The sequence below is a fragment of the Shouchella xiaoxiensis genome, from assembly GCF_016907895.1.
In the GTDB taxonomy this organism is placed as follows: domain Bacteria; phylum Bacillota; class Bacilli; order Bacillales; family Bacillaceae_D; genus Shouchella; species Shouchella xiaoxiensis.
Genome location: NZ_JAFBCV010000005.1, coordinates 18,870 through 32,992 on the forward strand (window position 1 = coordinate 18,870; position 14,123 = coordinate 32,992).

Genomic DNA, 14,123 nt, shown 5'->3' on the forward strand with positions numbered 1-14,123 from the left:
AGAGGGGAACTAAGAAAACTAACAACGTTTGTAAAGGAGTTTTTAACTATGAACAGAGAACGCTATTATGTAACGGTAGATATGGCTATGTTGCAAATTTCCGACCTGAAATTACCCGATAACACCATTCAATATGAAATTTACGCCACAAGTAAAGAAGTGGATCAAATTCAAGCGTTAATTGATCAAATTCGTTCCGAAGACTTTCGCCAAGAGGAAGTTTTCCAACGTCCTTTTCAAGAAAAAGAAGCAGACCGGGATAAAGATAGAACAGACAATGAACTTCAACAACTGTATACCATCATTTATGATCTAGGGACGATTGAAACAAAAGAAGTTGTGAAAGATTTAAAATAAAATCCTTGCAAGAGTTGCTAAATTAGCAGCTCTTTTTTTGATTTTTGTGATACAATTTAGATAACGCTTTCAAAAGAGGTGGTATCTTCAATGGAAATGAACGGATTAATGGGTGGTATTTATCGAGTAGCAGAGTGGATTATGCGTCTCGCTCTATTAAATTTGTTATGGCTTGGTTTTACGATTGCAGGACTAATTGCAGGAGGGTTATTTCCAGCGACTCAAGCTGCGTTTGCAATTTCAAGGCAATGGATTAGAGGTGAGACGGAGCTCCCAATCTTTAAAACGTTTCTCACTTACTTTAAAAAAGATTATTGGAAAGTGCAGAGATTAGGTCTTTGTCTAACTGCGATTGGATTTATTTTACTCATTGATTTATTGTTTGTTTACAATCATACCAATCCGTATATCGCCATGCTATCACTTCCGTTGCTCTTGTTGAGTATTCTTTATGTCCTTACATTCTTTTATTCATTTACTGTTTTTGTACATTACGAATTAACAATTGGTAAATTACTCAAACATGCTGTTCTACATGCGGTTGTGCGCCCGTTCTTAAGTGTCGGTATGCTTGTTAGTTTGCTTGCAGCATATTATTTAATGTTTCAATTCCCTGGCGTATTACCTTTTTTTGGAGTTTCCATTCCAATCTTTTTACTTATGTGGTTTTCTCATTCTGGCTTTATACGTAACGAAGAGAGGCAGAGAAGCCAAGCAGAAGCGGCTTAATGCCTCAAATCCACAGCGTACTTCCAATTGGGAGTACTTTTTTTTGTTCTTCAGGAATGTTTTTTTTACGCCAATAATCATGAAGCTTTTTAAGCGCTTCCGGACCTGTGTCATCAGCTAATCGAAATGTTCCATAATGCATCGGAATAAAAGTGTTCGCCTGTAAATCTAAAAATGCTTCAACTGCCTGCTCCGGTTGCATATGGTCAATTTCCATAAACCATTCCGGTTCATAAGCACCAATCGGTAAAAGCGCATAATCAATCGCTTGTAACGTTTGCTTAATTTTTTTAAATTCATCAAAATAACCACTATCACCTGCAAAATAAACCGTCTTTGCTTGTGTCTCAATATGCCAGCCGCCCCAATGAGACTGGTTCATATCAAACAAGCCTCTACGAACCCAATGTTGTGCAGGAGTAAACGTAAATGAAACACCATTTTCTTTCCAATTGTCCCACCAATTAAACTCAAATACAGCTTCTGATGGGTAGCCTTTTTTTACAAATAAATGCTTTAATCCTGAGGGAATCAAAACTGTTGGATTTCCTGGAATTAGCTTTAATGTCTTAAAATCAAGATGGTCAAAATGCCCATGAGAGATGAGAACATAATCAATTGCTGGTAAACTTGAAATCGGGAAAGGATTTGGGACAGCCCGTTTTGTAGTCCCCATAAAATTGGACCACACAGGATCTGTCAATATATTCATCCCATTTAACTGGATTAAAAAAGTCGCGTGTCCAATCCACGTAATTGAATTAAACTTCTCCATATGTATATTTTTAAATGATGGTGATTTTGTAAAAGCAATTGTTTCACTTAAATCTTTCTTCTTGACCATTCTTTCCTTGTACCATTTTATAAAATCAAGAAACGTGTGGTTATTTTTTATTTGATCAATGTTTTCATATCTCTTTCGCGTCATAGTAGACCTCGCTATACTTTATAAATTTTTTCGTTATTGAAAGGAAGTCCGTTATGCTTACTATATCACGTCAGACTGCAAAACGTTTTTTATATCAGAAAAAAGTAGCTCCCCTTTATAAAAATACCCTTCAACTCTTGAGTGAATTAGAAGCGATTCAATTAGATCCTGTTTCAATTGTTGATAAAAATCATCATTTAACAGCCAGTCTGCGAATACCCAAATTATAAACCATCACAACTCGAATTGTTGTTAAAAGAAGGACATGCATTTGAATACATTGCTCAGGCAGCGTGTTTACTTCCTTTAACAGATTACCCGCTTTTTGCAGATATACGCCACCATTTTTCACTTCGATACAAGGAAGAATTAAATCGTTATAAGGAGAGCACGTCCACCATCTTATCTCGCTTAGAAAACGAAGGCCCTCTTGCATCAGCAGCTTTTACATCGTTAAAAAAAGTGAAAGGCGGTTGGGACACCGATTTACTAACGACAAAAGAAACGAGTCATGTACTGCAGCTTCTTTTTTATACAGGTGACATTCAGATTGTAAATCGAATTGGCGCAACACGCTATTTCGCTAGAACAGCTGATGTAATTCCTCATTCGATACGACATCAAGAAAACGACATGAGTATGGATGAACGAGCACAACAGCTATTAGTAAAGTATGCACGAGCTTATCGCTTGTTCAGCTCAGATGATCCACGCTATGGATGGCAAAGATTAACTGCAAGTCAACGAAAACAGTTCCATCAACGTAACATTGATTCTAACTTATTTACTTCTGTGACGATTGAAGGTGTAAAACGCCCATACGCGATTCTCACAAACGATCTTGACAGCTTATTAAGTCATTCAAGGGAACTTGAACCTTCCATACAATTTCTCTCTCCACTTGATCCTTTTCTATGGAGAAGAGAACGAATTGAGGATCTTTACTCCTTTGTTTACCGTTGGGAAATATACACACCAGCATCGAAAAGGAAGATTGGTCCTTATGGGATGCCTATTTTATAGAATGGTGAACTCGTTGGACAGCTTTCTAGTCATCATAATCGCGCCAATGGCCAACTAGTTGTTGAGCAAATTTATTTAGTAAAAGATTTCCCTATGACAGAAGGAAACTTTGCAAATCTTGCAGCAGCGCTTGAACAACTCGCAAAGCGAATAGGAGCCTACCAGATAGATTGGGATCAATCGATACAGCACCTTGATTAAAGTGCTAACTTGACTGTTAAATGGACAAAATAAACGCCACCTAAAATAGGTGACGTTTTTCTTTAGATGTTCTGTAAATTCTTATAGCTGATTTCAACACTTTCTAGTGGAGGACGTTCACAAACGTCTTGTTCTACAATAAAATAGGTTGTCCCAGCTTCTTTGGCCGCTTTAATGATGCCTGCAATATCTAATCTACCTTCTCCAACTTCTGCAAACGTTTTTTCAGCTTTTTTCATATCTTTTAAATGGATAATAGGAACTCGATTCTCATGCTTTAACACATATGCTTTTGCATCATGATTCGCAAATTCCACCCAGAATGTGTCACACTCCAGCTTCATATTGCACGTTCTTGTATTTCTTAGCAAAATATCAAGACCGAGCTCATCATCAAACTGATCAAATTCAAAATCATGATTGTGATAACAAAGCGTTAGCCCTGCTTCGCGCAGCGAATGGCCAATTGTCTCAAGCTCTTCCGCTAAATTAAAATAATCCGTTTTGTTTCTTCTCTCTTCCTCAGCAACAAATGGACAGACAACAAACTGAATGCCGACTTCTTTATGAAATGAAATTACAGCATCTAGGTTTGTTCGCAACTGGTCTAAAGGTACATGACTTGACCAAGCTTCTAAACCGATATCGTTAAGCATTGCTTTGATTTCAGTAGCACTGTTATTTCCAAACCCAGCAAATTCAACGGCGCTATAGCCAATTGCCTTTACCTTTTCAAGCGTTCCCTTAAAATCTTCTTCCAGCTCATTGCGCAAAGTGTAAAGTGCCAATCCTAGTTGTTCCATTAAAGATTCTCCTCCTAGCCTATATTCTTAACAGAAACAAATGATTTTGACTTAGCTGATTCTAACGCAGCTAAAACAACGCGCAGGGATTTTTTCCCTTCTTCACCTGTTATTAGCGGCTCTCTATTTTCTTTTATTGACGAGATAAACTCATCAATTACCCCACTTGTAACTTGACCACCAGCATCGTTTGTTGCAATTGCTCCCACTGTGTAGCGCTCTACCGTTCCGTTTGTAAGCTTCACAATGACTTGGACATTTGGATCGTCGTGAATTTCGAGCACACCCTTTTCCCCATAGATCGTCGTTGTGTTATCTTCACCTTTGTAATAGGTCCAGCTTGCAGCCATTGTTCCAATTGTACCGCTTTCCATTCGTAATAAAGTAGTCGCATTGTCATCGACGTCTGCATCTTTATCTAGCGTTTCAACAAAGGCAGCTACTTCTTTCACATCTTCTCCTAGCAACCAGCGAATTAAATCAATTTTGTGGACTCCTAGATCGCCCATCGCTCCAACAAACGCTTTATCTTTCTTCAAAAACCATGTATCTTTTCCTTGGATGCTCCAAGAATCAGCTCCGCCATGGCCAAACGTCGTTTTAAATGTTAGCGGTCGACCGATTTTTCCAGACTCAAGAATCTCTTTTGCTTTTACATGTGGAGGCATTAGACGTTGATTATGACCAATCATAAGCTGAACATTGTTCGCAGCTGCCGCATCAATCATTTTTTCAGCTTCTTCTAATGATGTAGCCATCGGTTTTTCACAAAGCACATGGCATCCAGCATTTGCTGCATCAATAGATACTTGAGCGTGATCGACATTTTGTGTGCATACACTGACTGCATCGATCTCATTTACATTTGCTAACATGTCTTCATGAGATGAAAACACATTTGTAACGCCGTATTGATCCGCCATTTTTTGAGCTACATCTTGATTTAAATCACAGAAAGCCACTAACTCTACATTAGGATTAGCTGCATATTCTGGGACATGTCGGTGAATGGCAATCGAACCACAGCCTACTACCGCTACTTTAATTTTTGACATCTTACTTCCTCCTTACAGCCACCACATATCTGGGGCTGGCTCTTTCATCAATACTTGTTGAAGTGTATCAACAGCTTTTTGGAAACCTTCATCAATCGACATGAGCCCATCCTCATGTTCAATACTAATCGCTCCATCATAACCAACTAAACGTAAGGCACTAATAATATCTGCCCAAGTTTTCACGTCGTGGCCATAGCCTACGGAACGGAAATACCAAGCACGATCCTGTAAATTTGCATACGATTGCATATCAAGTAAGCCGTGCATATTGACGTTATCTTGGTCAATATATGTATCTTTTGCGTGGAAGAAATGAATTGCATTGGCTTTCCCTAATATTTTTATTGCAGCAACAGGATCAATGCCCTGCCACCATAAATGACTTGGGTCAACGTTAGCTCCTATTGCATCTCCACACGCTTCTCTTAGTTTCAACAAGGTAGCAGGTGAGTGCACTAGAAAACCACCGTGAAGCTCTAACGCAATTTTCACATCGTGATCGGCAGCAAAAGCAGCCATCTCTTTCCAATATGGAATTAACTTTTCTTCCCATTGCCATTTTAAAACTTCACCATGTTCATTTGGCCACGCCGCAACTGGCCAACTAGGTTGTTTCGCCCCATCATATGCACCTGGTGTACCAGAAAAAGTCGTTACTGTTGTAACACCCAATTTTTTTGCAAGTTTCACCGTTTGTACAAATGACTCATGGGACGATTTGGCAAACGCTTCATCTGGAGTTAAAGCGTTTCCATGACAGCTTAGACTTGAAATTGTTAGCCCACGGTCATCAACTGCTTTTTTAAACGCTTTCAATTTAGACTCATCCGCTAAGAGCTCAGCTGGATCACAGTGAGCCGTTCCAGGATACCCTCCTGTGCCAATCTCAACTGTTTCTAGTCCTAGTTGTTTTACATGATCAAGCATTTCTTCAAATGGTTTCTCAGCAAACAATACTGCAAATACGCCTAATTTCATTATAAAACCCTCCTATGAAATCGATCTCATATTTAAAGGTAACTCTTTCACACCTATTGTACTTCTTTTAGCGACTCTTTTTAACCCCCTTTTTCAAAAAAAATAAGAATAAAAGTAAACCGAAGTTTACTTTTATTCTTTAAGTTAAATTGGTTTGCTTTTCACTCCAAAGCCAAAGCTTCTTTGCCATTTTTTCATCTTGCGCCCGCTCACTAATTTTTGCTGACTTGCGATTTACAAAATAGTGGCCCTGTTTTGCTGAAACTTTAGTTGAAAGAGCTAAATAAATAGCTGTATCCGCCCCTTCGCGAGGACTAGAGAATACTGGTTTAAGAAGCGAATGAATGGCCTTACCAAAGCCTGTTTCTCTATTCACACCTAAGCTAGTTGCCACAGCACCTGGATGTAAAGTGAAGACAGAGGTACCCGTACCTTCTACTCTTGCTTGAAGTTCCTTAGCAAATAGTAGATTGCATAATTTTGACTGACCGTATCCCTTTAAGACGTTATAATGTTCATGCATATGTGGGTCATTTATATAAAAGTGCCCCCATTTATGGGCTCCAGACGACACAATAATAATTCGACCGTTAGCCGCAGCTTTTAAACGTTCAAGTAATAAATTTGTCAAAAGAAAATGTCCTAGATGATTCACACCAATTTGCATTTCAAAGCCGTCTACCGTCTCCTCTCTTTTAGGACTCACAACTCCTGCATTATTAATCAACACATCAATCTGTTTGTAATTCGAATTTATCTCTGCCGCTGCGTAACGAATACTCTCTAACGAACCAAGATCACATATGACTAGTTCAGCACTACCGTTTTTTTTACGCGATTCCAAATCAGACAATGCTTGCTTCCCACGTTTTTCATTTCGGCAAAGCATAATAACATGCATCCCGCTATTAGCTAAAACCAATGCCGTACTAAATCCCATACCTGTATTAGCTCCTGTAATTACAGCTACTTTCATAGTGTGAATCCCTCCTATTTATGGCTTCCCTCTTTTAGTATACCTTAAAACTAAATTCTTTCTTTTGGTTTCAGTTATGATTAATACGGTTATAGACAGTTAATACGGTTATGGAGGAATGATGATGTTACTACATGCGAAAACATTGGAAACGTTTACGATGAGTGCTCGAGACGGAGAACTTGGACATTTGAATGATTTCTTTGTTGACTCACATACACTTCAGTTACGCTACTTTGTTGGTGATACGAGAACTTGGTTTTTTGGTGGAAAAGTGTTGCTAAGTACTAAAGCATTCAAAGAGATCGATAAAGAAAACGGGTCGATTAGTGTTGATGCAACTAAGCAACAAATAAAAGATAGCCCGAAGCCCGATGAGCAAGCTCCTATTAATCGTTACTATGAAAGGGAACTAAACAATCATTACGGGTGGCCGACGTATTGGGGGACACCAGCTGTTCCTGTTACCTCAACCTATGGAACAAATGCTGCTGCAGGCGCACCCCTTATCCCGCCAGTTTATGTGCCAAATAGTGAGAATCCTGAAGGAACCGACGAAGCAATTAAAACGGGAACCGACGAACAGCAAATGGAAAAAATGCAACAAGATCAAATTCACCTGTTTAGCCTTGATGAATTGCGCGGGTACCATGTTCATGCAAAAGGCGGAGAGGTTGGCAAAATTATCGATTTTGTTGTCGAGAAATCAGACGACTGGCATGTACGCTACATGGTTATTGATACAGGCGGTTTTATGCAAAAAGAACCTGTTCTTCTCTCAATGAGTGCTCTAAAAGATGTGACATGGTTTGATAAAACTTTAACGGTAAGCGTTGAGAAAAAACGAATCGAAACTGCTCCTGAGCATGAAAAAGAGAATCCAATCACGAGAGAGTACGAAGCTAGCCTTCATGCGCATTATAGCCTCAAACCTTATTGGGAACTATAAAAAAAGAAGACGGCACTTTAGCCGTCTTCTTTTTCTTTACGCTCTGATTCAGTTAAATCAGGTTCATTGTAGTTTTCTTCCTCTAACACTTTCTTAAGTTCATCCTCAACGCTCGTTTCCGTTAAAGGAACTTTCGAACGATAAGCGGCCCTCGCAATTAAGTGTCCTGCTACAGGTGCTGTTAAGAAAACAAATACAATCCCTAAGATTAAGCGAATACTAATATAATGATCAGCTAACCAAAAATAGATAAACGTTCCTGTTAAAGTTAGTAAAACGGCTAATGTTGCACTCTTTGTCCCCGCATGCGATCGTGTGTATACATCTGGCAGTCGAATGACTCCGATTGCACTTACCACGGCCATAATGGCGCCAGCGAGGATTAAGATCGCTCCGACCATTTCACCTGTCGCGCTTGCGTTCAATGATGACCCCCCTCTCTATAAACTTAGAGAAAGCAATCGTACTTATAAACGCTAAAATACCAACAATCAATATAACCTCTAAGAATGCTCTTGTATCTAAAACAATTGAAACAACTGCAGCAACTGAAATTAAGTTAACCCCAATGACATCAAGGGCAACAACACGATCGGGCATTGATGGACCTTTAATAATGCGATATGCTGCAATACCAATTGCTAAAGCAAACAAAACGAGTGCCGTGATTAAGATCGCTTCAAACATTACCGCGTCACCTCCATAATTGCCTTCTCAAATTTTGTCATTGCTCTTAATACTGCATTTTTAGAGTCTGGTATATCCATCGCATGGATATAAAACGTATCGTTATTTGGTGAAATTTCAAGTACAACCGAGCCAGGTGTAAGCATCAGAAGAAGCGCAAGTGCTGTTACTTCCCAATCTCCTTCAAGCTTTGTTTTATACGTGAAGATTCCTGGAGTTAAGTTCATTTTCGGGCTTAAGATTTGCTTTATAATTAATACGCTAGATGTAATGAGCTCTCGGATAAAAATAAGCAATAATTTAAACGCTGCATAAACACGTTGCAAATAAAACTCTTTGAAAAAAAATCGGCGCATTACATACAAAATACCCATACCAACTAAAAAGCCAGCAAACCAAGTTGAAAATTGAAAGCTATCCTCATCTTGAAGAAGCACCCACAGAAAAGCAATTAATATATTTAACAAGAGTTGGCCTAACATATGAAGGTCCCTCCTCTTTGTTTAATCTTCATCATTTAGACGCCCCCTTGATTTAAAACAGCATCAATATAGATGTCAGGGTTCATTAACGTCTCTGCTGCATCTGTCACAATTCCTGCAATACCTTCAACTCCTAGTCCAAGCGCCAATGTAGCAACAGCTAACAACACACCAGGGAGAAGCACTCTCTTTTTCAGAGGGATCATATTGTCTTTACTAATAATCGTTTCACCCCAGAAAACATTCCGGAAGATCCGTAGCAATGAGTATAAAACAAAGATACTCGAAATCAGTGTGAATGCCAACAAGACAAAGGCTCCACCTTCAATTGCGCCTTGGGCAACGTATACTTTACCAATGAATCCACTTAGTGGTGGAATACCTGCTAAAGAGATCATTGTAATAAAGAATAACCAGCCGAGTAACGGATAGTTTCGAATCATTCCGCTCATCTGTTCGAGTCGAGCTGTTCCAGATAAGTAAATCGTTAGTCCAACAAGAATAAATAGCAATGCTTTTACAATCATGTCATGAACTAAATAGAAAATGGCTCCTTCTATTGCAGCGCTGTTAAAGATCGCCAGACCGCTTAAGATAAACCCGACAGCGATGACGACATTATAAGAAATGATTTTTCTGAGGTCATTGTAAGCGACTGCTCCGATTGATCCACCTATCATTGTTAGTATCGCCATTACAGCTAAAAGCGTGTGCGTTATTTGCGGTTCGTGATAAAACAATAAGGTAAAAAACCGAAACAGTGCATAAATGCCTACTTTTGTAAGCAGGGCTCCAAATAAGGCTGCGATTGCCATTGGTGGAGCGCCATACGAACCTGGCAACCAGAAATAAAGCAACAATCCTGCTTTTAAACTAAAGACAAGTAAAAAGATAATGCCGATTGTTGTAAGAATCGGTGTTTGTCCGACTTCGGCAATACGTACAGATAAATGAGCAAAGTTTAATGTGCCAAGTACACCGTATAAGTAAGCAATACCGATTAAGAAAATAAATGAAGAAAAAACGTTAACAAGAACATATTTTATTGATTCTCTTAATTGTCCCTTTTCTCCACCTAGTACAATTAGTGCATAAGATGCAAGCAACATAACTTCAAACCCAACGTACAAGTTAAATAGGTCTCCTGTCAGGAAAGAGCAAGCCACACCAGCTAATAGTAGAAGAATAAGAGGATATACAAACATCCGCTCTTTTTCCTCACCAATTGAAGAAAATACATAGAGCAATGAAATGGAAGCTATGAGATAAGCCGTTGTTACAAGCAACAACGAAAAGCTATCTCCCACAAATGTAATTCCAAATGGAGCTGCCCAATCACCAAAGTCGAGCGTTACGATACCACTTAGTTGAGCTTCTATTAATAAGTAAAGACTTATTCCAAACGTAACCACCATTGTCAACAAACTAATCACACGCTGCGTGACAATAAATGGTCTCAAAAAGATGAGTACAATACCTACAATTAAAGGGAGGACCATTGGTAGCACAAGTAAATTATTCATCATTATCATGTCCCCTTAACTTTGTAAGATCATCTGTTTTTAATTCTTTATACGTACGATACGCGAGAACAAGGAAGAAGGAAGTTACACCAAAACTAATAACAATCGCTGTTAATATTAAAGCTTGTGGCAGAGCATCTGTGTAAGATGCTGCTTCCTCCCCAAGTAGAGGCGCACTTGAATCGCGTGAAAAGCCGCCCATTATCATAATTAGCAAATGGACTGCATGGGACATAATCGCCGTTCCCAAAATGACTCGGAGCAAGCTTTTGGAAAGAATCAAGTACGTTGCTACAGTCACAAGTATCCCGACTAAGACAGACATCATTGTTTCCATAAGCTAAACATCCTCACTTATACTAATTATAATGGTTACAACCGTGCCTATTACGGCAAATGCGACACCAGCTTCAAACAAAACAACCGATGCTAGTGGGATTTCACCAAGGATTGGTACAGTAGCAGATATTTCAGTTTGGCTAAGGAATGGAACACCAAATGCCATAGCTGCAAGACCTGTTCCCACAGAGATAAAAGCACCAGCTGCGGCGAGAAGCTTAAAATCAATTGGCATTCCTAATCGCACTGTTTCAATATCAAACGCTAAGAGAAGTAAGACGAATGCGGAAGCCAAGACAAGACCTCCAACAAACCCGCCCCCTGGTTCATAGTGTCCGGCTAAAAAAAGGTGAACACCGTAAGTCAGTATAATGAAAACAGCGACCTTGGTTACCGTATGAAGTATGACATCATTTGTTTTCAACGTCTCGTCCCCCCTTATTCGCCTTAAGCTTAATCAGTACATACACTCCGATACCTGCAATTAAGAGGACGACAACTTCAAGCATTGTATCAAACGCACGGAAGTCTCCTAAGATCGCATTAACGATATTTTGTGCACCAGCGAGTTCATAAGCATTTTCATAAAAGGCAGAGATCGAATCAAACAAGCGGTTACTTTGAACAGATAAAGCAAGCATCGTGACAAGTGTACCGACTGAAAGTGCAATAATAGCATTTATACCTTTTATCTTCCGTTTTCTCTTTTCTTTTTCCCATTCAGGTAAGAAGTAGAAGCATAATAAGAACAACGATGCCGAAACCGTTTCAACAACAAGCTGAGTTAAGGCTAAATCTGGAGCTCTGAAAAACACAAAGAACAGCGCTAATAAATAACCGAGTACACCATTTAATAAAATGGCTGTTAATCTTGATTTTGCAAATGGAATAGCAATTGCCGTTAATGCCATAACAACTGCAATAAAGGCTTCATAGATACTAATTGGTGCATCATTTGACGGGTCAAAACGAAACGCCCCAGTGTACGCAATAGCTCCGGTCACTACAACAATAATGACAATGAAAATATAAACCATATAATGATACATATTGCCTGTCATGTAGCGGTTCGTTAGTGACGTTGAGCGACGTTCAACCGACATAAGCGTATGATTGTACAAACTATCGAGCGAGAATTTTGCTGGGAATAGTGCGTATATTCCACTCCAGCTCGGCCAAAGTCGATACAAAACAATCCCAAATCCAACAACGCCTAAGGTCATTAATAATTCCGTATTGATTCCGTGCCATGGTGCAATGTCATAATCAGGGAGATTCGCTTCCATGAAGGTTGGCAAAATTGCTCCATACCCCGGTTGGATTAAGTATTCCCCTATGATATTTGGGAAGAAGAAAAACGCTACAACAAGGCTTGCTAAGATTACTGGTGGGATTAACATACCAAGTGGTGCTTCATGTGCTTTTTTCTCAAGTTTTTCTGGCTGATAGTTTCCAAAAAACGTTTTGAAAACAAGGATCATACAATAGACAAAGGTTAGAACGCTCGCCACCCAAGCTACAACCGGAAACATTAACCCCCAAGTCTCCATTGAGAAGAAGGAAAGTTCCGACGCCCGCAACGTGCTCGTGAAGAACATTTCTTTACTTAGGAAACCATTAAACGGTGGCAACCCGGCCATCGCAAAGCTCCCGATAACGGCAAGCGTAAACGTAATTGGCATAATCGTCATTAACCCGCCAAGCTTCCGAATATCACGCGTTCCTGTTTCATGGTCGACAATCCCAACGACCATGAACAATGCCCCTTTAAAAGTGGAGTGATTAATTAAGTGAAACAATGCAGTAAAAATGGCAAGCGAGTAATAGGCTGTTGCCTCAGTCGCTTCATCAAAGTAGAGAGCTGCTGAACCTAAACCAAGTAAGCTCATAATAAGACCAAGTTGGCTTATCGTTGAATAGGCGAGTAGCGCTTTCAGATCCGTTTGTCTGATGGCGGTAAAAGAACCCCAAAACAACGTTACTAGACCCACAATACTCACGACCCAGAACCAAACTGCATCTCCTCCAAACACTGGAGTGAAGCGGGCAACTAAATAGATTCCGGCTTTAACCATTGTTGCAGAGTGTAAGTAAGCACTAACTGGTGTAGGTGCTTCCATCGCATCTGGCAACCATATATGAAACGGAAACTGCGCGGATTTCGTAAAGGCTCCTAACAGAACCAAGAGCATCGCAGGAATGAACAGAGTGTGGTCCGTATACTGACCAATTGTAGCGATAATCTCTCTAATGCTATTTGTCCCAGTCATCGTGCTTAACATGATGAACCCGGCAAGCATTCCAATACCACCAGTTACAGTAATTAACATTGATTTCTGTGCACCATATCTTGATTGGCGGCGGTGATACCAATACGCAATTAATAAGAAAGAAGATATGCTGGTTAATTCCCAGAATAAATAAAGGACCATTAAATTATCTGACAGAACAACGCCGAGCATGGCACCCATAAACATTAAAAGGTACACATAGAAATGACCAAGTGACTCACGTTCTTTTGACAAATAATAGATGGAGTATAAAACCACTAGACTTCCTACACCTGTAATCAATAAGGCAAGTATTAGACTTAAGCCATCTAAATAGGCTGCAAAATTTATTCCTAATGAAGGGATCCAAGGAACCTCACTAAAATACACTTCTCCTCTTGCTATCGACGGAATAAATTGGGCAAGATAAATAAAAAGTGCAACTGGTACAGCAAGGACAAACCATCCAGTGTGAACACGTCCGAATTTTTTATAGAGAAGTGGAATAAAAAGAGCGACTATAAAAGGAATAACAATTGCTATATTTAACGTGTACAAAAACACAACCTCCTTCTTAACATCATGCTATCATCTATGTACGCATTCATCTGATCTTAAAATCATTCAAAGTTTACCCCAAAAAAACAAAGTCAATCAACGCTTGTGCTTTCCTGTTAAGAGGGTGTATGATTGAAGCAATTGTTGGAATCTTGTATGCACAAGTCAAAATCGCGCAGTACAATCGTTCACTGCACGCCCAACATACCTATTGGATAGGTAAACACTTCACTCAAAAAAGTGGAAGGTGTTAATCGAAGGA

The 14,123-nt window shown here is 39.5% G+C and carries 17 protein-coding genes; 5 read left to right on the forward strand and 12 right to left on the reverse strand.

The genetic code is table 11. From position 1 onward, the window contains the following. The first annotated feature begins 48 nt into the window (after positions 1-48). Complete coding sequence (locus JOC54_RS09275; protein ID WP_035418102.1) at positions 49-357, forward strand: hypothetical protein; 309 nt, start codon at positions 49-51, stop codon at positions 355-357. A 90-nt stretch (positions 358-447) separates the two neighbouring features. Next, positions 448-1,086 carry a YesL family protein gene (locus JOC54_RS09280; protein WP_051990955.1) on the forward strand — a complete coding sequence of 213 codons (639 nt, stop codon included), beginning with the start codon at positions 448-450 and terminating at the stop codon, positions 1,084-1,086. Between the two features lie 4 nt (positions 1,087-1,090). Here the strand turns inward: JOC54_RS09280 and JOC54_RS09285 are convergent, their stop codons facing one another. Then, the gene (locus JOC54_RS09285) at positions 1,091-2,014 is read right to left on the reverse strand and encodes an MBL fold metallo-hydrolase (protein ID WP_204465884.1); all 924 of its coding nucleotides are present in this window, start codon (positions 2,012-2,014) and stop codon (positions 1,091-1,093) included. A gap of 53 nt (positions 2,015-2,067) precedes the next feature. Between JOC54_RS09285 and JOC54_RS09290 the strand changes: the two genes are divergently transcribed. Together JOC54_RS09290 and JOC54_RS09295 are read left to right on the forward strand one after the other, a co-directional pair. Continuing rightward, a complete protein-coding gene (locus JOC54_RS09290) occupies positions 2,068-2,244 on the forward strand; it encodes a hypothetical protein (RefSeq protein WP_204465885.1) in 177 nt (58 codons plus the stop codon). Positions 2,245-2,260: 16 nt separating this feature from the next. Beyond that, a complete protein-coding gene (locus tag JOC54_RS09295; RefSeq protein ID WP_204465886.1) occupies positions 2,261-3,037 on the forward strand; it encodes a DNA glycosylase AlkZ-like family protein in 777 nt (258 codons plus the stop codon). Between the two features lie 263 nt (positions 3,038-3,300). On the opposite strand, the gene JOC54_RS09300 is transcribed toward JOC54_RS09295, so the two are convergent. From JOC54_RS09300 to JOC54_RS09315, 4 genes are all read right to left on the reverse strand, one after another. After that, the gene (locus JOC54_RS09300; RefSeq protein WP_204465887.1) at positions 3,301-4,041 is read right to left on the reverse strand and encodes a sugar phosphate isomerase/epimerase family protein; all 741 of its coding nucleotides are present in this window, start codon (positions 4,039-4,041) and stop codon (positions 3,301-3,303) included. A 14-nt stretch (positions 4,042-4,055) separates the two neighbouring features. Next, positions 4,056-5,096 carry a Gfo/Idh/MocA family protein gene (locus JOC54_RS09305; RefSeq protein WP_035440360.1) on the reverse strand — a complete coding sequence of 347 codons (1,041 nt, stop codon included), beginning with the start codon at positions 5,094-5,096 and terminating at the stop codon, positions 4,056-4,058. A gap of 12 nt (positions 5,097-5,108) precedes the next feature. Further along, positions 5,109-6,077, reverse strand: a complete 969-nt coding sequence (locus tag JOC54_RS09310) for a sugar phosphate isomerase/epimerase family protein (RefSeq protein ID WP_035418104.1) — start codon at positions 6,075-6,077, stop codon at positions 5,109-5,111. 139 nt (positions 6,078-6,216) lie between these two features. Next, a complete protein-coding gene (locus JOC54_RS09315; protein WP_035418105.1) occupies positions 6,217-7,053 on the reverse strand; it encodes an SDR family oxidoreductase in 837 nt (278 codons plus the stop codon). Between the two features lie 124 nt (positions 7,054-7,177). Here JOC54_RS09315 and JOC54_RS09320 point away from each other — a divergent pair, with 124 nt between their 5' ends. Then, entirely contained in the window at positions 7,178-8,002 is an 825-nt protein-coding gene (locus JOC54_RS09320) for a PRC-barrel domain-containing protein (RefSeq protein ID WP_035418106.1), read from the forward strand. Between the two features lie 17 nt (positions 8,003-8,019). Here JOC54_RS09320 and JOC54_RS09325 read toward each other — a convergent pair whose 3' ends face one another. From JOC54_RS09325 to JOC54_RS09355, 7 genes are read right to left on the reverse strand one after another with little or no spacing between them, the layout of a single operon-like run. Then, positions 8,020-8,427 (reverse strand): Na+/H+ antiporter subunit G, encoded by a 408-nt coding sequence (locus JOC54_RS09325; protein ID WP_035418107.1) that lies wholly within the window; start codon positions 8,425-8,427, stop codon positions 8,020-8,022. Further along, the gene (locus JOC54_RS09330) at positions 8,405-8,689 is read right to left on the reverse strand and encodes a Na(+)/H(+) antiporter subunit F1 (protein ID WP_035418110.1); all 285 of its coding nucleotides are present in this window, start codon (positions 8,687-8,689) and stop codon (positions 8,405-8,407) included. Before JOC54_RS09330 ends, JOC54_RS09325 begins: the two co-directional genes overlap by 23 nt. Continuing rightward, positions 8,689-9,171 (reverse strand): Na+/H+ antiporter subunit E, encoded by a 483-nt coding sequence (locus JOC54_RS09335; RefSeq protein ID WP_035418111.1) that lies wholly within the window; start codon positions 9,169-9,171, stop codon positions 8,689-8,691. Before JOC54_RS09335 ends, JOC54_RS09330 begins: the two co-directional genes overlap by 1 nt. A gap of 35 nt (positions 9,172-9,206) precedes the next feature. Continuing rightward, complete coding sequence (locus JOC54_RS09340) at positions 9,207-10,694, reverse strand: Na+/H+ antiporter subunit D (RefSeq protein ID WP_204466238.1); 1,488 nt, start codon at positions 10,692-10,694, stop codon at positions 9,207-9,209. Then, positions 10,687-11,031, reverse strand: coding sequence for a Na(+)/H(+) antiporter subunit C (locus JOC54_RS09345; protein ID WP_035418112.1), 345 nt, complete (start codon positions 11,029-11,031; stop codon positions 10,687-10,689). Before JOC54_RS09345 ends, JOC54_RS09340 begins: the two co-directional genes overlap by 8 nt. A 3-nt stretch (positions 11,032-11,034) precedes the next feature. Continuing rightward, positions 11,035-11,457, reverse strand: a complete 423-nt coding sequence (locus JOC54_RS09350; protein WP_035418113.1) for a Na(+)/H(+) antiporter subunit B — start codon at positions 11,455-11,457, stop codon at positions 11,035-11,037. Beyond that, positions 11,444-13,861, reverse strand: a complete 2,418-nt coding sequence (locus tag JOC54_RS09355; protein WP_204465888.1) for a Na+/H+ antiporter subunit A — start codon at positions 13,859-13,861, stop codon at positions 11,444-11,446. The genes JOC54_RS09350 and JOC54_RS09355 overlap by 14 nt, the downstream gene beginning before the upstream one ends. Positions 13,862-14,123: the final 262 nt, after the last annotated feature.